Below are 18420 nucleotides of genomic sequence, written 5' to 3' on the forward strand. Positions count from 1 at the left end.
TGAACGCGCTTACGTGGGTCCTTTCGACCGCATCTGCCTTGGACTGAGGAGCGACGAAGGCGCCCCCGCAACTACAGACCCGAAAGAAGTTCGGGGGACAGTTTAGCAGATTTGCAGGCGAGGGCTAAGGCGAACGCACATCGCTGACACGCCGTCGACACACCCAGTACGGCCGCGGCAAGGTTTCGGCGCGATTCCGGCAAGATTTTGGCAAGGTATCGAGGAGCAGAGCGTTTGAAGCAATTCGAGCACGCATGCGAAACGAGCAAGAATCTGTCGAACGGGACACTCCTCCTCTTTATAGAACGCGGATAGACGGCATGCGCAGCCTCGCAAGGGTCGGGCAAGGTTCGCGAGCTACGCTAGGACGATCGGTTTTGTCCATGAGATTTGGGGGGAGCATGCCATATGGAACAGGGCGCCTACAGGGGATTCGCCGTGGAAGCCATTGCGGAAACGCTGTGGCCAACCCGCTGCGCGCTCTGCGACCGGCCCGGCAAGGTACTGTGCGACGACTGCGCGCGCACGCTCGACTTCATCGACTATTGGCAGGCATGCCCCCGCTGCGGCGCGCCCTGGGGCCGTATCCAGTGCGACCATTGCGCCACGGATGCTCTCCTGCACGACCTCACGCCGCGCCTCTGCCTGGGCGCCCTGCGATACACCGACCGCACCGCAACGCTCATCAAGACGTTCAAAGACAAGGGTGAGCAACGCCTCGCCGCGAACCTCGCCGCGCTCGTGGCTCGCTGCGCTCCTCCCTCGTGGCCCGTCTGGGCTCAATGCGTGACCTTTGTGACGGCGACCAAATCGGCGCGAAGGCGCAGAGGATTCGACCATATGGAGCTTGTTGCAAACGAACTGTCGAGAATCTGGGGTGTCCCGTGCGAACGTCTGCTTGCCCCGCCCCGCGCGAAAGACCAGCGCGCATTGGGCAGGCTGGGAAGGCTCTCGAACATGGGAGACAGGTTTCGCGTCGACGGCACGCCCGCCGCGCACCGCGCCATCGTGATAGATGACGTACTCACCACGGGTGCCACGATGGACGACGCATGCCGAGCGCTCGAGGCGGCTGGATGCGCATGCCGCAGCCTCGTCGTCGCTCGCGTTTAGGAATCTTCTCGCGCAAAGCGCATGAGAACGCCGCGCGCGAACGCCCTCCTGGCGCCTTCGCGCACCCCTCGCACGCCTTCGATCGGTGCGCTTGTGACGTACGTCTGCATTTTGTATCCGTTTGTCAACGAAACCTAGCCTGCGCACTGCCGGTTTACCTATACTTTGAGCGTTTAGCTATCAACCGAGAATGCCCGATAAGGAGACCACGATGTTCGACCAGCTCTTTTCGCAGCTTACGTTCGTCGACGCCTTCAATATCGGCGTGTTCCTCGCGTTCACCATCTGCTACTGCTATCAGTTCTTCTATGTGTTCGTCGTGCTGGTGAAAAAGCCGCCCAAGCAGGAAGCCAAGGCCAACCACCGCTATGCGGTCATGATCTCGGCGCGCAACGAGAACCAGGTCATCGCCGACCTCATCCACAGCATCCGCGTGCAGAACTACCCGCAGGAACTCATCGACATCTTCGTGATCGCGGACAACTGCACCGACGACACCGCCGACGTGGCGCGCAAGGCGGGCGCGACCGACGTCTTCGTCCGCTACAACAAAGAGCTCATCGGCAAGGGCTACGCGCTCGACTACGGCTACAAGCTCATCCAGGAGAAATACACCCAGAACGGCTACGAGGCGTATTTCGTGTTCGATGCCGACAACGTGCTGGACGTGAACTACTTCCGCGAGATGAACAAAGTGTTCGACGGCGGCGCCATCGCCTCGACCAGCTACCGCAATTCGAAGAACTACGGCTCCAACTGGATTTCCGCCGGCTATGCCGTATGGTTTTTGCGCGAGGCCAAATACCTGAGCCAGGCGCGCCTCACGCTCAACACCAGCTGCGCGGTTTCCGGCACGGGATTCTTCATCAGCGCCGAGGTGCTCGCCAAGCACGGCGGCTGGAAATGGCACCTGCTCACCGAAGACATAGAATTCTCCACTCAGACCATCATCGACGGAGGACGCATCGCCTACTGCCCCACCGCCATGCTCTACGACGAGCAGCCCATCACGTTTAAGGACTCGTGGAACCAGCGCTTCCGCTGGGCAAAGGGCTTCTACCAGGTATTTTGGCATTATGCATTCAAGCTGCTCAAAGGCATCTTCAAAAACCCCAAAGGCGCGAAGTTCGCCTGCTACGACATGCTTATGACCGTATCGCCCGCGATGCTGCTCACCATCATCTCCGTGGGCTTCAACGGTACGATCTTCATCCTCGCGTCTTTGGGATACATGTCCGCGGGATCGGCCATCACCAGCGCGAGCTCGTCGCTGTTCTTCTGCATGTTCAACTACTGCCTGTTCATGTTTGTGTTCGGCGTGCTGACCACGTTCACCGAGTGGGACAACATCCACTCCACGGCGGGCAAGAAGATCAAATACATGTTCACGTTCCCCTTCTTCATGCTCACCTACATCCCCATCGCCCTGGTGGCATTGGTGAAGAAGGCCAAGTGGAAGCCCATCAGCCACACCATCTCGGTCGACGTCGAAGAGATGAGCAAGGCCTCGCAAAAGACGAAATAGCACGACCGGCATCCCGGGCCTCCGCCGGGCCTCCGGAATCTCCGACAAGGTATCCCGTCATTTTGACGCTAAAAGTCCCCTGAAGCGCGGAAAATAGCGTCAAAATGACGGGATATGTTTGTGACGATCCCATCCTCGCGCAATATCGCGTCTTATCGACGGCTTATTTCGCATTTTTGCCCCTTTAAACCGTCGATAAGACGCGATATGTCGGAGAAGCCAGCCCTGATGTGCGCTGCGGCGACATTGAGCGGCGGCATCGGACGCAAGCGGCCCGCACCGCCGCAGAGGCAACGAAGGCTGAAGTTAGAGGTTGGCATCCATCGTGTAGGAAAGCGGCGAAGCCTCGGCCAGCACTTTGACGAGCTTGCCGAGCTGCGCCCGAGCATCCGTCATGGCCTGCTCCACCACGTGCTCGTTGGCGCGGGCGAGCAGCATCTTTCGCTCGTCGGCAAGGCTCAAGCCCCATTCTGCCGCGCGCGACTTTGCAAAATGGGCATGCATCGCGCGACGCTGCGCAGAGGCAAACTGCTGCACGAGCCTCTCGGTCACGCCGTAGCGCGCATCGGAAAGCGCCTGAAGCGTTCGATAGAGCCAGTAGGCACCCTCGTCGGGCTCGCTCCACGAAGCGCCATCGAGCACCTGTGGCCACGCATCCACATCGGTGAACAGCGGGATGTACGGCGAAATGCCAGGCGTGCCGATGGCAGTCCAGCACACGGGAGAGAGCGCCTCGGGCCGCACCACGGAATCGCCCTCCTCCGTCGCGGGCGCGGCGGGAACCTGGATGATGTGCGAATCCTGCGTACGCGACAGCGCGATGGCGCGATAGCGCGTGCGGGTCTTCGCATCGCCGCGACGGCCGATGGGGTCGAATTCGGTGAGCTCGAAATGACTCGACAGCACGCGCGCCACGTCCTCCATGCCAATCTTGAAATCAGCGCGGCGGATGAACGGCAGGTCGAAGCTCTCGGGGTCCTGCTCAACGCTCGGCGTGAGCAGCTTTTGCCCATACCACACGCGCGGCGTGTTGTAATGAACGTCCTGCTCGGTAGCAGTGCCGAAAATCTCGCGGAAGTTGAACGTACCTGGATGCGGATTCAGGTGGTGGGCCTCAACGAATTCGCGGATTCCTTCCGACCACAAGAAATCGTCGCTTGCGAAATCGACTTCCTGAATGGCGAGCTGGTTGGCGACCACCGCATAGCAGTCGTCGGGAATGCGCTGCGCCACCCAGTGGTGCCCCGTGGCGATCTCCATATACCACGCCTCGCTTGCGTCGGCGAAAAGCACGCCGTTCGCCTCGGCCGAACCCTGCTCCTCGACGATGCGACCCAGGCGCCTCACGCCCTCGCGCGCCGTGCGCACATACGGCAGCACCACGGTGAGCATGGCATCTTCCGCAAGGCCGGCATCTACATAGGGATCATGCGCCAGAACCAAATCGTTCGTATAGGCGCTTTCCGTGGCAGACATGGCAACATGTGCCGAATTGACGCCCGCCTCCTCGTAGAGGCCGCCCGACGTGTCGGCATCGGGCATGGCGGTATAGCGCATGCCGCCTTCCGACATGGTGAATGTAAAGCCCGTTTCGGACGATTCGAGCGTTTGCCCATCGCGCGCGCCCGCCGCCACCACACGAAGGTTTTTAGCGAGATTCGGCGTGGTGTTGTCCTCGTTGCGCGCGATTATCACCGATCCGTCGCGCGTGGCGGCTCGCCCCACCAGAACCGACGTGCACGACCGCTTGCCTTCAATGCCCATGTAAACCGCCTTTCTGCGCCGCATGCGCAAACGTTGAGAATCGCGAAAAGAATGCCCGGACGCACCTCGCGCTCGACCCCACTTCCGATGAGCCAGAGCGAGCCTCTAGCCTCCGGCCTCCACCCGCCAACATCGTCTTGATTGGGGAAGATTATATCGCGCGGCCCACAGCGCCTCCTGCAAACCCGCCTTTCGCGCAAAATGCGCGCGTGAGGCGAAGCTAAGGCATCGACAATCGGCGCACTGCGTTCATGCCCGGGGTTGTACGCGCTTTTTTGTATAAACCGCGCAAAACCCCGGGCGTAAACGTAAAAGTGGAGCAGCAGCACTTATCCCCATCCGCGGAGCTCTCTTGCGCTATGATGGAGGAAAGCACGAACCGGTCGGAAGGATTCCCTATGCCGGCATTCATCATCGCACGCCTCTACCGCGCACTGCCCCTGCTGGTGATTCTCGCCATCATCGCCGTGGCTATCTATATCATCGTGTCATGGCGCTACACCCCCGCCAAGGCCAAGGAAGTGCTCATCAAATGCTTCATCGTGCTCAACGGCGCGCTGTCGATCTTCTTCGTACTCGCCACGTTGTACGCGTGGCTTGAAGGCAATAGGTTCGTGGCCGATTTCTTCATCACGTTGCTTGTGACCACGCTCATCATCCTGGGCATCACGTTCATCTGCCGCTGGCGATTCCTCAAGCACAACCCCAACTACCGCTGGAAGCTCACCGGTCACGCAACGAAGAGGCCCCGCAAGGAGTAACGCCCCTAGCAATAAAACATCGACCGCGAGCTCAAATACGCGAGAAACTCCTCATCCCACGGGCTCAGCTCCCTATCGCGCCGATACGCAACCGAAAATCCCCGTGTAAGATCCCTGATCGGAACGCCAACGTACCCGTTGCCGGAAAACGCCATAACGTGAGGCCGCGGCACAATCCCGTACGCTCTGCGGCGCATCGATATTTCGATCACCTCGATCATTTCGTCCACGAAATACAAATTGCACGAATACGGCGGCTCCCTGAGCTTGTCCGCGTACTCTTCCGTCGAAACATACTCGCTTTGCTCCAGGCATACCAAATCGGCACCCGCAAAGTCGATGCACTCCACCTCGTTTTTAGCGGCGAGAGGCGAGTCTTCGGGCGTCCAGAGGAATTGCATGTCCTTATGCAGCGGAACAGATAAGAAAGCGGCGTTCTTGACCGGGTTGTTGAGGAACGCGAAATCGCACGCCTTGTTCAGCAGTGCCTCCTCGCAAAAATGATCCGGCTGTGTCCTGCCCAGCACGACTTTCGCGCCGGTCTTCGAGCACTCGTTGAACCCCAGAATGTCCTCTCGAGAAAGATCATTGAATAGCCCCGTGGAAACAGAGAGCGAAATCGTTTTCGACTCCATCTTCTTGATTCTGTCGATCTCATCCATCATCTGCGAAAACTCAAGCTCGTACGTCTTCGCGAATTCGCATACGACACGTCCGTATTGCGTAAGCGCCGTACCCTCGCGATCGGCCTTGAACAACGGCACGCCGATGGATGCCTCCAGACGCTTCACCGAGTTCGCAAGGCCCTGCGGCGTGATGTAGAGCTCTTTCGCGGCGCGTGAATAGCTCCCTGTTTCAGCCAGAGCAACCACGTATTTGAACACCTTCGAATCCATGTTCTTCCCCTCCTGAACACGGCTTTTGCAGCGGGCCCCTCATGCCCGTGCCTCGCGCGCACAATACCAAACCACCTATTGCGCACGCAACCCTCCCGGCATTTCACAGTATGTTGAGATGCGCCAACATTCCGTTTATTCCACCCAGGCAGCACCGAGGAGAACAATAGGGCCATGAGAAGCGCCCGCCGCAAGGGAGGCGGGCGATGCGTAAGACCAAGGAGGGAACATGGAACTTACTCGTCGTAATTTCCTGCGCTTCGGTGCCGCTGGCGCCACGGTTGCAGGCCTTTCCGCACTCGCCGGATGCAGCCCGAGCTCTGACGCTCCGGCCGAAGACGCCGCTGCTACCACCGTCGCCGACGACGGCAGCGATTGGCTGGGCGAAGCGCCCGCGCTGACCGTCGACGACTGCGCCCAGACCATCGAGACCGAGGTCCTGGTTGTGGGCTCCGCACTCGCCGGATCAATGGCTGCCTATGGCGCCCTTAAGAACGGCGCCAAGGTCACCGTCATCGAGCGCAACGCCAGCCCCCACATCGGCGGCATGACGATTTCGGTCTTCAACTCCAAGATGCAGGAGGACGCCGGCCTCCCTATGTACGACGAGGTCGAAATCGCGAATAAGATGTACAAGAACTGCCAGTATCGCGGCGATATGACCCTGTATTCGGCATGGATTAACCGTTCGGGCGAAATCTTCGACCAGATGAAAGAGGATTTCATCGACCCCTACGAGCAGTACTGCGTGCCCATAAGCCTGGAGGGTATCTTCCCCGATCCCAGCCAGGAAGTGTCTGAGTACATCTCCACCGGCATCGCATTCGACAAGACCGACATCCTTACCGAGTTCACCCACAAGTTCCATCAGTTCCTCGAGGATGAGGGTGTCGAGACCCATTACGATACCTGCGCCGAGGTGCTCGTCAAGGACGAGAGCGGCCGTGTGACCGGCGTCATCGCTACCAACAAGGACGGCGAGAAGGTGTATTACGCCGCATCGAAGGGCGTGGTCATGTGCACGGGTTCCTTCGGCTCCAACGAGAAGATGATGAAGCACTTCTACCCCTCGCACTACGCGAAGTGGGCGCTCGAGAACAATTCTTACTGGGCGTACATGGGTGACGACGACCCCGTTTCTGTGATGGAATGCGACGACGGCCTGGGCCATCGCATGCTGTGCTGGGCGGGCGCCGAGATGGAAGAGATCTGCGGCTGGGCCTCGTGGCAGAGCACGGGTTGGAGGTCGTTCCCCTATCTGATGGTGAACACGAAGGGCAAGCGCTTCATGAACGAATGCACGTCGCTGCTCACGAGCTCCCACATCATCGCCGACCAGCCTGGCCACGGCAATTACATCTGGCAGATCATCCCCACCAACGACTTCGAGATGCCCTCTTCGTTCGGCTACACCAAGGAAGCCGCCGAAGAAATGTTCAAGATGAGCGAAGCCGAGCATTACGAGGCCGACACCCTGGAGGAGCTGGCCGAGATGATTGGCGTGCCGGCGGAGAACCTCGTCGCCACCGTCGAGCGCTATAACGAGATGTGCAAAGAGGGCCACGACCTCGATTACCACAAGGCGCTTCGTTACCTGGACGCCATCGACGATCCGCCGTACCAGGCATGGAAGATGCAGTATTTCTTCTATTGCACGCTTGCCGGCGTTCGCTGCAACGACAAGCTGCAGGTTCTCGATGCCGAGCATGAGCCGATTCCCGGCCTGTACGCAGGTGGTAACACGGTAGGCTACCGCTTCGGCTCCGGCTATGAATCGCTGCTGCACGGCGGTTCCAACGGTCTCGCCGCGACGCACGGCTACATCGCCGGCGAAAGCGCCGCCCTGGGCCTCTAACCCTTCCGACGCGCGTTGTCACTGGTTAAATGGCTTGACGCACCCCTCCCTTTGCTTCAAGTCCCATTCTTTCCTTCGCTACGCCTCCCCCATAGCATCATCTTGCGCAGCAGCTTTTGTTCGGACGCATTCCGTCAGACGCCATAGCGTACTGCGCAAGGCGCGATGCTCATAGTTGCGACCCGCCTCTCCCCTCCGGCGGGTCGCTTTCGCTTTTAAAGACAAAGGCAGAACTACTCAATCCAACCGAAATGCTGGCATGCCAAAAGAATGCCATCTTTATCCACGTCGGCAGTCACGTAATCGGCGCGCTCTTTGAGCTCCGGAATGGCGTTGCCCATGGCGATGCAGGTCCAATCCGGCAGGAACATGCTCAGGTCGTTTTCGCCGTCGCCAAACGCGACCGCATCGCCCACCGGCGCACCGTAGTGCTCCATCATGCGCCGCACGCCGCGACCCTTATCCACCGGCTCGACGAACAGCACATAGGGGCTGAAACGCGCCGTGGGAACGCTTGCCAGCGATTCGATGCGCCCCTCTTCTTCGGGCGTGCAGGGGATGAAAAGCTTGTAAAACCGCGGAAGCTCGTGAAAATCAAGCGACGGGTCAACCGTGGTGTGCATATAGGTATCATGCACCGCTTCGACGAAACGAGCATCGCGCGTCAGACGATGCTGCGTGTCGGTAATAGAAACGCCCCAAAGCATGCCTTTGCGGTCGCACTCCTCCAGCACGCGGATACAAGCATCACGATCGAGCGGCTCAAGCTCGACCAACTTGTTGTTGATGACGATACCGTTGCCGCCATCGCACACCATGTTGGACAGTCCCAGCTGTTCCATGTACGGCCGCGCCATCGCGTGCGCACGCCCGGTACAGATGGCGATCTCGTGCCCCGCACGCTGCAATTCGGCAAGAGCAAGCTTCGTGCTTTCGGGCACATAACGCCCGTCCACCGGCCCCGCCGCCAGCGTGCCATCTATATCGAAAAAGAAATAACGCTTACGCATAGGTATCTCATCGCTTTCCGGCAAAACGCGGTCCGCAAACAAAACAGGCCGGGAAACCCCAGCCTGATTGCGTCAATGGAGCCAGTGACAGGAATCGAACCTGCAACCCACTGATTACAAATCAGTTGCGCTACCGTTGCGCCACACTGGCATGCCTTGACGGCTGGGCTATTTTAGCATAAGCGCGCGCAATTCTCCGAAAAGCTACAGCAGAACGAAGAATCCGATAAACGCACCTGTAAAAGGCGGACGCCGCAACGCCCGCCTTTCTTACGTGATGCTTTAGAAATATACGCTGTATAGATTACTCTTGGCCTGCGAGTATCTTAGCAATCTGCACGGCGTTGGTGGCAGCGCCCTTGCGAATCTGGTCGCCGCAGCACCACAGCGCAAGGCCGTGGGATCCAGGAGCGGCGGAAATATCCTCGCGCACGCGGCCCACATAGATTAGGTCCTGGTCGGTGGTGTCAAGCGGCATAGGGTACGCCAGGTTGGCGGGGTCGTCCACCAGCTTGACGCCAGGAGCGGCAGCCAGGGCTTCACGCGCTGCCTCTACGCTCACCTCACGCTCGAACTCCAGCGTGATGCTCTCGGAATGGGAGCGCATCACCGGCACGCGAACGCAGGTGCAGTTCACGCGCAGCTCGGGCAGATGCATGATCTTACGACCTTCGTTCTGAAGCTTCATCTCTTCGGAGGTATAGCCCGCCTCATCAAACCCACCGATCTGCGGAATGAGGTTGCACGCGAGCTGATAGGCGAACGCCTTGGGGTCGCCCACGGGCTGGTCCGCTCCGATGGCGGCCATCTGGGCCTCAAGCTCGCGCAGACCGCCGATGCCGGCGCCCGACGCCGCCTGATACGTGGATACGATCATGCGCTTGATACCGCCCACCTTGTGCAGCGGGTTCACCGCCACCAGCGCGATGATGGTAGCGCAGTTGGGATTGGCAATGATGCCGTTATGCTTGGCGATATCCTCCGGATTCACCTCGGGCACCACCAGCGGCACGTCGGGGTCCAGGCGATACGCGCTGGAGTTGTCCACGGTCACGCAGCCCTTCTCGCGCGCCACCGGCACGAAGCGCTTGGCGATGTCGTTCTCGGCCGCGCCCAGCACGATGTCAACGCCGTCGAACGCCTCGTCGCGCGCCTCTTCGACGACCACATCCTCGCCCGCGAACTTCACAAGTTTGCCCGCGCTTCGCGCCGAAGCCAGAAGCTTCAGGTTGGCAACGGGAAACTCCTGCTCCTCCAGGCACTGGAGCATCTGCTGGCCCACGGCACCCGTGGCGCCCAGGATGGCTACGTTGTACTGCTTCATACCGCTCTCCTCCTTCACGCGGCGCACGCGCGAGTCGCGTCCGCGCCGCCGAATGGCCTTTACTCGACGGGCTCTTCGTCCGGCTTTCCGGCATCCAGCTCGTCGATGGTGATCACGTTGTCCTCGGAATCCACGAACGCGTCGTAGATCACACGGATGGCGTGCTCAAAATCCTTGTCTTCCACGCCCACGATGATGTCCAGCTCCTCGGAGCCCTGCGAAATCATGCGGATGTTGATGCCCGCGCGGCCCAGCTCGCCGAACAGACGGCCCGAAATGCCCGGGCGGCGCGCCATGTTGCGGCCCACGGTGGCGATAAGCGCCAGATGTTCCACCACGTTGATTTCATCGGGCTCGAGCTCGCGCTGGATATCGCCCACCACCGAATACAGGCAATCCTTCACGTCGGAGCCCTGCACCACCACGGCGAACGAATCGATGCCCGAAGGCATGTGCTCGATGCTCACGCGATAGCGCTCGAAGATGGAAAGCACCCGGCGCAGGTAGCCCACCTCATTGGACATGTGGTTCTGCTTGATATGGATGGACACGAAGTCGCGCTTGCCTGCGATGCCGGTGATGATGGGCTCGGCAAGACCCGGCTCGGTCTCCTCGCTGATGATGGTTCCGGGGTCGTCCGGGCGGTTGGTGTTCTTGATGACCAGCGGAATGCCCGCATCGCGCACGGGGAAGATGGCCTCCTCGTGCAGCACGCTCGCGCTCATGTAGGAAAGCTCGCGCAGCTCAGCGTAAGTGATGCGGGCGATGGACTTGGGGTTGTCCACGATGCGCGGGTCGGCCGTGAGGAATCCCGAAACATCGGTCCAGTTCTCATAGAGGTCGGCGCCCACGCACTGTGCGAGGATGGCGCCGGAGATGTCGCCGCCGCCGCGGTCGAGCAGCTTGATCTGGCCGTCAACCGTGGCGCCATAGAACCCGGGCATCACGAAGCGCTCGTGCTGCTCGATGGCGTCGTGCAGCTGCGCGTTGGTGCGTTCCATGTCGAGCGTGCCGTCGAAGTTGAACGCCACCACGTCGGCCGCGTCCACGAAGGGAAAGCCCAGGTACTCCGCCATCAGGCGCGCGGTGAGGTACTCGCCGCGGCTCACGATGAACTCGGACGTGAAATCGCCCCGCTTGGCCTTCTCGCGGAAGATGCCGAACTCCTGGCCGATGGGATATTCGAGCCCCAGCTCCTTGCCGATCTCGCAGAAGCGCTGGCCGATGGTGCCCAGCAGGTCGTCGCAACTCACATGGTACTGCAGGTGCGCGTTCACCAGATACAGCAGGTCGGTGATCTTGCTGTCGCGTTTGTCGCGCTTGCCTACCGCCGACACCACCACAAAGCGGCGCGACTCATCGGCCTGGATGATGGACTTGACTTTCTGGAACTGGACGGCTGAGCTGACGCTCGAGCCGCCGAATTTCGTAATTTTGATCATGCCTCGTGTTTCCTTCTCCATCTTCGCGTGAGACGCCCGGCCGCATCGCGATCCGATGCGCCTCCGTGCAGGTGCGCCGCATGATAGCGCATCCCCGTTCGCACGCACTCCGAACCGCCGCCCAATTTCCGAATATGTAACCATTGAGCGCCGTTAGCCGCACGCGGCTGGCACCCTGGGCAGAGTTTGATACACTTTAGCAGAATGGAGCGTTCAGAGGGAACGCGAACGGCCTTAAACGTCGAGGAGTGGACGAATGGCAGCGAACTATCACAGCACGCGCTCGCGCGAGCACACCGTTACGGCGAAGCGTGCGATTTTGGACGGATTGGCACCCGATGGAGGGCTGTATGTGACCGACGCGCTCGACGAGGCACGCATCGACCTCGACGAGCTGATCGCAGCGCGCCGCGAGGGCACCTATCTGGACGTGGCGTGTACCGTGTTGGGCGCGCTTTTGGATGACTACACGCCCGAAGAGATGCGCGCCTGCGTGCAGGGGGCCTACGGCAGCTGGCCGAATGGCACCGCGAATGTGACCCCCGTAGTGGGACTCGGCGAAGGCGAGTGGGTGCTCGAGCTCTTCCGCGGCCCCACGAGCGCCTTCAAGGACGTGGCGCTGCAGATGCTCCCCCGCCTGATGAGCTGTGCCGCCGCCGGCAGCGACGAGCGCATCATGATCCTCACCGCCACGAGCGGCGACACGGGCAAGGCGGCGCTTGACGGCTTCGCCGACGTGCCGGGCATCGGCATCTGCGTGTTCTACCCCGAGGGCGGCACGAGCGAGATTCAGCGCCTGCAAATGGTCACTCAGGAGGGCCGCAACGTGGCCGTGGCCGCCGTGCGCGGTAACTTCGACGATGCCCAGAGCACCGTGAAGCGCATCTTCGGCGACGCCGAGCTGGCCGATCGCCTGGCCACGCGCGGCATCACGCTCTCCAGCGCCAACTCAATCAACGTGGGACGTCTGGCACCGCAGGTCGCATACTACTTCGACGCATACGCCCAGCTGGTTATCGCAGGCTCCATCGCCCTGGGCGATGAGCTGGACTTCTGTGTGCCCACGGGCAACTTCGGCGACGTGCTGGCAGGCTATTACGCCAAGCGCATGGGGCTGCCGGTGCGCACGCTCATCGTGGCGAGCAACGCCAACAACGTGCTGACCGATTTCCTCACCACGGGCGTCTACGACCGCAACCGCCCCTTCCACAAGACCATCTCGCCCAGCATGGACATCCTTATCTCGTCCAACCTGGAGCGCCTGCTCTATTACGAGAGCGACGGAGACTGCGAGTTAGTGGCGCGCCTCATGGCCGATCTGGCCGAAACGGGCCGCTACCAGGTGCCGCCCGAGCTGCTCGCCCGCATCCAGGAGACGTTCGCCTGCGGATGCGCAACCGACGACGAGGCGCGCGACGCCATCAACAACGTGCTGCACGAGCGCAATTATCTGATAGACCCGCACACCGCCGTAGCCTGGCACGTGTCGCAGGGCGTCCCGCGCACGGAAGGCGTGGCGCGCGTGGTGCTTTCCACCGCGAGCCCATACAAGTTCTGCCGCGACGTGTGCGATGCCGTGGGAACCATCGATACGCCCCAGGGCAGCGATTTCGAGTGCATGCGCGCGATTGAGGCCGAGATGCGCCGCCTCGGTGTGGGGCCGCGTTTCGAGGAGGCGCCCGCCGCGCTGGCCGAGCTGGAAGGCGCCCCCGTGCGCTTCACCGACGTGCTGGACGCGAGCCAGATGATCGACTACGTTGAGCGAAAGACGGGTGAGCTGCTGTGAGCGTGAAGATCACCGTGCCGGCCACCTCGGCAAACATCGGCATCGGGTACGACTGCCTTGGCATGGCAGTGACCCTGTACTCGGATTTCACCTTTGACCGCGCCGACGAGCTCACCATCACCGGATGCCCGGAGGAGTTCCAAAACGCCGACAACCTGGTGTATCAGTCGTTTTGCGCGGCACTCTACCACTGGGGCGAGAAGCCCTTCCCCGTGAGCATCCACATCGACTCGCACATTCCCGTGGCGCGCGGCCTGGGGTCGTCGTCCACCTGCACGGTGGCGGGCATCATGGGCGCGGCGGCGCTCACCGGGCGCATCGTGGGACGCGCGGAAGCCGTGAGCATCGCCACGATGATGGAGGGCCATCCCGACAACGTGGCGCCCGCCATCATGGGCTCGCTCGTGTGCTCGTTCACACCGGAGGGCCAGCTGCCGCGTTGCATTCGCTACGAGGTGGAGCGCGGGCTACACTTTGTCACCGTGATTCCGCCGTACGAGGTCAAGACCGAAGAAGCGCGCAAGGTGGTGCCGCAGGAGGTGTCGCTGCATGATGCCGTATGGCAGATGGGGCGCATCTCGGGCCTCACGCGCGGCCTTGAGACGGGCGATGCCGAGCTTATCGCAGCGGCATGCGAGGACCGCATCCAGGAGCCTTACCGCCGCGAGCTGATTCCTGATTACGACGAGGTGCGACGCATCTGCCTCGAAGGCGGTGCGCTCACCATGTGGATCTCGGGCTCGGGCTCCACGCTCATGGCTGTGACCAACGACGGGCTCATCGCCGAGAGCCTGCGCGCCCGCATCGCGCAGAGCTTTCCCACCTTCGACGTGCACGTGCTGGACTGCGACCCCCGCGGCGTAAGGATTCAGCTGCTGTAGCGACGAGGTGACTGCGGACGAAGACCGCCCGTTGAAACCTCATTTCGGTGCGGCGTGCCGCGAATTCGACAACTCGTGGACGTTTTTCCGACTTTCCCGTGCCCGAGAGCGTCATTTCGACACCCTCGGGCCGTTTCTGGAGCGATTTATCTTCCATGATTCAATCCGAATTAGAGAAATACGCGCAAGACGCAACGATTTCCACATCAGCGCCGCGATCTATTGCGCCCAATACTAGCTTTCCTCCGGGAAAGTCGAAATAACGTCCACGAAAACGGATCTGGCTGTCCCGGCGCGTAGTCCGGCTACCCTTGCCCCAACTGACGACGAATCTCAATAGCCCACATGCTATGAGACCTAAACACGCTACGGAGTCTAACCCTCCTGGAAGAGATTGAGCGCAATTTCACGCACCATACTGCAAATGGTCAGGTTCGGCTGCGCGATACCGGCCTCCTTCATGGCGGCGAGCTGCTTCTTAGAATGGAACACGTAGGGATACACGCCGTGCAGCAGCGGCATAAAGGAGAACACGAAGCAATCCATGCGCGCCTCATCCCATTGCGGCTTCGACGTGGCGATGAGGCTGCGAAGCGCCTGGATGGCAGCACCGTATGTATGTTTGAATTCCACGAGGCTCTCAAGGCGACTGTTCTGCTCGATGTCGTAGAGATTCATTGCGAGGAGCTTGAGCATCTGCACGCGTTCATCCACGCTTTGCGCGAGCCCTTCTGCAAGGTCGGCATCGGCAAGCGGGCCCCGCTCTTCGAGACGAACGAGCGATGCGGCCCACAGCTCATGCTCGCGCTGCAGAAGCGCCAGAAGAATTTCGTCCTTGTTCTGGAAATAGTTGTACACATTGGCGCGGCCGAAAGACACCTTGGACGCCACCTGCGTCATGGTGATGTCGTGATAACTTTCCGACCGGTACAGCGCTTCGCACGCATCGATTATCTCGTTGCGACGCGCGAGCGACTCTTCCTTCGAAATCTTCGGCATTACGACACCTCACTGACACCATGACACTTATGCACCGGCCATCTTACCACCGAACGGCCGGAGGCGGGTTCGCAATCGAAGTGGTTAAACACGATGAAGCATAGGTCGAGGCCATCCCCGGCAAAGAGCCGGCGGGACGAATCGAACGGGTAGCGGCGAAGGGGGACGGAAAAATAGCGAATCACAACCCACGCGCGCATTCGCCCTCCCCATTCGGACTACAATGCCGCCCATGCAACAAAACGATTCACATACCCAAAACGCCGCCGATCTGGCCGCATCCAAAGACACCCGGCAATCCTCTGCGTCAAGGTCGGCCTCGCCCAAAGCCGCCGACGAGCCTACCTCCATCACCAAGCAGCTTTTGCTGTTGGCCATCCCCACCTTCGGACAGCTGGTGGCCGAGCCCGTGTTCGTGCTCATCGACACCGCTATCATCGGCCACGTAAGCGATGCGTCGCTTGCGGGGCTTTCCCTGGGTTCCACCGTGCTGCTTACCGCGGTGGGGCTGTGCGTGTTTCTTGCCTACTCCACCACATCGCAGGTGGCTCACCTCTTTGGAGCAGGCAAGAGACAAGAAGGCTTTCAAGCGGGATTCAACAGCATCTGGCTTTCGCTGTGCATCGGCATAGCGCTCCTGCTCGTGCTATTTCTGGGCGCGCAACCTATTTGCGCCGCGCTTGGCGGGCGGGGCGACGTACTTGAACAGGCGACTATCTACACGCGCATGGTTGCCCTGGGCGTGCCGGGCATGTTGCTGGTGTATACGGCCAACGGCATCTTCCGCGGGTTGCAGAAAGTCAGCATCACGCTTGTTGCCGCAGTGAGCGGGGCCGCACTCAACGCCGTGCTGGCCGTGCTGTTCGTCATCGTATGCGGATGGGGCATCGCGGGATCGGGTCTTGCCACCTGCATTGCGCAGTGGTTCATGGGCCTTTCGCTTCTTACGGTGGCGATTGCTCAGGCAAAGCGTGAAGGAGCAAGCATCCGGCCGCATATGAGCGGAATCGCATCGGCGGGTGGCGATGGATTTCCCCTGTTCTTGCGTACGCTCTTCCTGCGCATCGCCATGGTAGCAACCGTGATGGCCGCCACTGCCATGGGCGATGACGTGCTCGCCGGCTACCAGATCGTCTACGCCTCGTGGTCGTTCGCGCTCAACATCCTGGATGCCGCCGCCATCGCAGGTCAAACGCTCGTAGGAGCCGAGCTTGGCGCACGCCGATTCAATCGGGCACGCACGCTCACCCAGGCGACTGCCCGATTCGGACTGTGGATGGGCGTTATCGTTGGCGTGTGTTTTGCCGTGATAGGCCTTGTGGCAGGGCAAGTGTTCTCCCCCAACCCACACATTCAGTCGCTTGCCGCCGTGGGCATGCTCGTGGTGGGCATCACCTTCCCGCTGCAGGGGTGGATGTGGGCGCTCGACGGCATCCTGATAGGCGCGGGCGACTTCCGCTATCTTTCCGCCACGATGGCGATGGTCGCGGCAGCCCACGTTGCCGCGTTGGTGCTGCTTGTCTTCGCGATTGCTCCCCATCTTCCCGGCGACGCCGCCTGCACCGCGGCGCTCTGGGCGACGTTCGGCGCAGTGCTCATGGGAGGCCGCGGCATCGCCAACGGCCTGCGCGCCAGAAGCGACGTCTGGATGAAGGTTAGCTAGCTGGATTGCAGGAGAACGCGATACGCTGCAGTTTTTCTGCGCCCGTCAAAGTAGCCACTTCCCTGCTGTTCCTATGACCTGGCAAAACGCGAGTGAAGCAATGTAGCTTCTTGGCGCGCCTGCGATAAACTGCAACATTCGCGGTTTGACCCATCGCCCATGACAAATCGGGCTGCATGGCAGGCAAAATACAGGGTGAAAGCTGTCACGACCGGAGTCCCGCCGGGCAACCCACACCGAATGCGTTAACAAAATAGGCACGCGCCGCACCGAACGATTCCACCCGGCCGAGAAACATATCCTCAAGTACGCCCCTCTGTTCGGACGTAAGCATGAGCGCGTCGAACCAAGGCACATTGCGCGCGACGCTCGCACGGATGTTCATGCGATTGGAATAAAGCAGGGCAATAACCACTTCGGCGATGCCTGCCATGTCGGGTGCGCATGCCGCCATGCGCCGCCCCAAAGGCAGCGTGCGATCGTAAAACTCCGCCAGCCCGAAATCAACGAGCGATACGCGCATGCGCGCTTGAGCTTCTCGCGCCGCAGACGCAGCCAAAAACCTCGCGCCCCCTGCCGCGTCTTTGAGCTCTGCGGCATCGAGTCCGAAAACCATATCATGTCGCGAAGAAGCACGAGGCGCGAGTTCGCCTCCACCTCTTTCCTGCCCCAACGATTTAACGAACCCGCACGGCTTCTCATCTATCAGCACATTGACGGGACGAATGTCATTGTGCACCACGCCGCGCGATGCCGTATGCTCGGCGATGTCGATAAGCGCCAAACCGATCGACGCAATTTCCTCGCGTGAGAACGCGCGCCCCTCAGCGAGCCACGACGCCAATGAGTAACCCGACATGAGACTCTCGATTACGAAATACCGACCTCGCTCATTCACGATGCCCAACCACTGCGGAACGCCTGGATGGTCGCACAGCGAAAGCGCCGCGCATTCCGCCCATACGGCAGACATGTCGACCCTGCCCCGCATCACGCCGCCTCGTCGTTTCACGAGCTTCATGAAGACGTCGTGCCCGCCGCGCATCGGTCGCGCGAGAAACCCCGTTCCGAAACGGCCCTGCCCGAGTACGCGCTCAAGACGATACCCACCGAATTCCTTACCCACCAGTCGCCTATCGAATGCGACGGTAGCATAGCGAAACGTACGCTCGAATCCGCAAGCCCCGTCGGATGACCCTGAAACATCCGAAGCGCTGGCCGCCGCCCCGGTGACATCGGCGGCACCCTGACCGTCGGCAGCCCCTTCGCTCTTTACTGCCCTACCGTCAACGCATGAAGGGCAGGAGGCAATCGCAGCCAGCTTTGCACCCCTGCAAAACGAAGGAGCCCGCCCGGCACAAACCGGACGGGCGGGTGTACTTTAGTTTAAGATAAGTATCG

At 60.9% G+C, this 18420-nt stretch carries 14 protein-coding genes and 1 tRNA gene; 7 read left to right on the forward strand and 8 right to left on the reverse strand.

All coding sequences use genetic code 11. From position 1 onward, the window contains the following. The first annotated feature begins 408 nt into the window (after positions 1–408). The gene (locus Q0J60_RS02505; protein WP_294438655.1) at positions 409–1113 is read left to right on the forward strand and encodes a ComF family protein; all 705 of its coding nucleotides are present in this window, start codon (positions 409–411) and stop codon (positions 1111–1113) included. Positions 1114–1324: 211 nt separating this feature from the next. Next, entirely contained in the window at positions 1325–2638 is a 1314-nt protein-coding gene (locus tag Q0J60_RS02510) for a glycosyltransferase family 2 protein (RefSeq protein ID WP_294438656.1), read from the forward strand. Positions 2639–2944: 306 nt separating this feature from the next. Here Q0J60_RS02510 and Q0J60_RS02515 read toward each other — a convergent pair whose 3' ends face one another. Further along, a complete protein-coding gene (locus Q0J60_RS02515; protein ID WP_294438657.1) occupies positions 2945–4402 on the reverse strand; it encodes a C69 family dipeptidase in 1458 nt (485 codons plus the stop codon). 398 nt (positions 4403–4800) lie between these two features. On the opposite strand from Q0J60_RS02515, the gene Q0J60_RS02520 reads away from it, so the two are divergent. Continuing rightward, positions 4801–5163 (forward strand): hypothetical protein, encoded by a 363-nt coding sequence (locus tag Q0J60_RS02520; RefSeq protein WP_294438658.1) that lies wholly within the window; start codon positions 4801–4803, stop codon positions 5161–5163. Positions 5164–5168: 5 nt separating this feature from the next. Here Q0J60_RS02520 and Q0J60_RS02525 read toward each other — a convergent pair whose 3' ends face one another. Next, entirely contained in the window at positions 5169–6059 is an 891-nt protein-coding gene (locus Q0J60_RS02525; RefSeq protein WP_294438659.1) for a LysR family transcriptional regulator, read from the reverse strand. Between the two features lie 229 nt (positions 6060–6288). On the opposite strand from Q0J60_RS02525, the gene Q0J60_RS02530 reads away from it, so the two are divergent. Next, positions 6289–7914: an FAD-dependent oxidoreductase gene (locus Q0J60_RS02530; protein WP_294438660.1), complete on the forward strand. Its 1626-nt coding sequence runs from the start codon at positions 6289–6291 to the stop codon at positions 7912–7914. Between the two features lie 233 nt (positions 7915–8147). Here the strand turns inward: Q0J60_RS02530 and Q0J60_RS02535 are convergent, their stop codons facing one another. From Q0J60_RS02535 to Q0J60_RS02550, 4 genes are all read right to left on the reverse strand, one after another. Continuing rightward, on the reverse strand, positions 8148–8924 hold the full coding sequence (locus Q0J60_RS02535) for an HAD hydrolase family protein (RefSeq protein ID WP_294438661.1): 777 nt from the start codon (positions 8922–8924) through the stop codon (positions 8148–8150). 76 nt (positions 8925–9000) lie between these two features. Next, positions 9001–9075 (reverse strand) — tRNA-Thr (locus tag Q0J60_RS02540). Positions 9076–9228: 153 nt separating this feature from the next. After that, positions 9229–10248, reverse strand: coding sequence for an aspartate-semialdehyde dehydrogenase (locus Q0J60_RS02545; RefSeq protein ID WP_294438662.1), 1020 nt, complete (start codon positions 10246–10248; stop codon positions 9229–9231). A gap of 59 nt (positions 10249–10307) precedes the next feature. Further along, positions 10308–11690 carry an aspartate kinase gene (locus Q0J60_RS02550; protein WP_294438663.1) on the reverse strand — a complete coding sequence of 461 codons (1383 nt, stop codon included), beginning with the start codon at positions 11688–11690 and terminating at the stop codon, positions 10308–10310. A gap of 256 nt (positions 11691–11946) precedes the next feature. Here Q0J60_RS02550 and thrC point away from each other — a divergent pair, with 256 nt between their 5' ends. After that, the gene (gene thrC / locus Q0J60_RS02555; RefSeq protein WP_294438664.1) at positions 11947–13476 is read left to right on the forward strand and encodes a threonine synthase; all 1530 of its coding nucleotides are present in this window, start codon (positions 11947–11949) and stop codon (positions 13474–13476) included. After that, positions 13473–14357, forward strand: a complete 885-nt coding sequence (gene thrB / locus Q0J60_RS02560) for a homoserine kinase (protein ID WP_294438665.1) — start codon at positions 13473–13475, stop codon at positions 14355–14357. Before thrC ends, thrB begins: the two co-directional genes overlap by 4 nt. Before the next feature lie 375 nt (positions 14358–14732). Here thrB and Q0J60_RS02565 read toward each other — a convergent pair whose 3' ends face one another. Then, positions 14733–15356 (reverse strand): TetR/AcrR family transcriptional regulator, encoded by a 624-nt coding sequence (locus Q0J60_RS02565; protein WP_294438666.1) that lies wholly within the window; start codon positions 15354–15356, stop codon positions 14733–14735. Positions 15357–15588: 232 nt separating this feature from the next. On the opposite strand from Q0J60_RS02565, the gene Q0J60_RS02570 reads away from it, so the two are divergent. Then, a complete protein-coding gene (locus Q0J60_RS02570; RefSeq protein ID WP_294438667.1) occupies positions 15589–17019 on the forward strand; it encodes an MATE family efflux transporter in 1431 nt (476 codons plus the stop codon). Between the two features lie 205 nt (positions 17020–17224). On the opposite strand, the gene Q0J60_RS02575 is transcribed toward Q0J60_RS02570, so the two are convergent. Beyond that, complete coding sequence (locus Q0J60_RS02575; protein ID WP_294438668.1) at positions 17225–18145, reverse strand: protein kinase; 921 nt, start codon at positions 18143–18145, stop codon at positions 17225–17227. Positions 18146–18420 lie beyond the last annotated feature (275 nt).

Source organism: uncultured Slackia sp. (assembly GCF_944321625.1).
GTDB lineage: Bacteria > Actinomycetota > Coriobacteriia > Coriobacteriales > Eggerthellaceae > Slackia.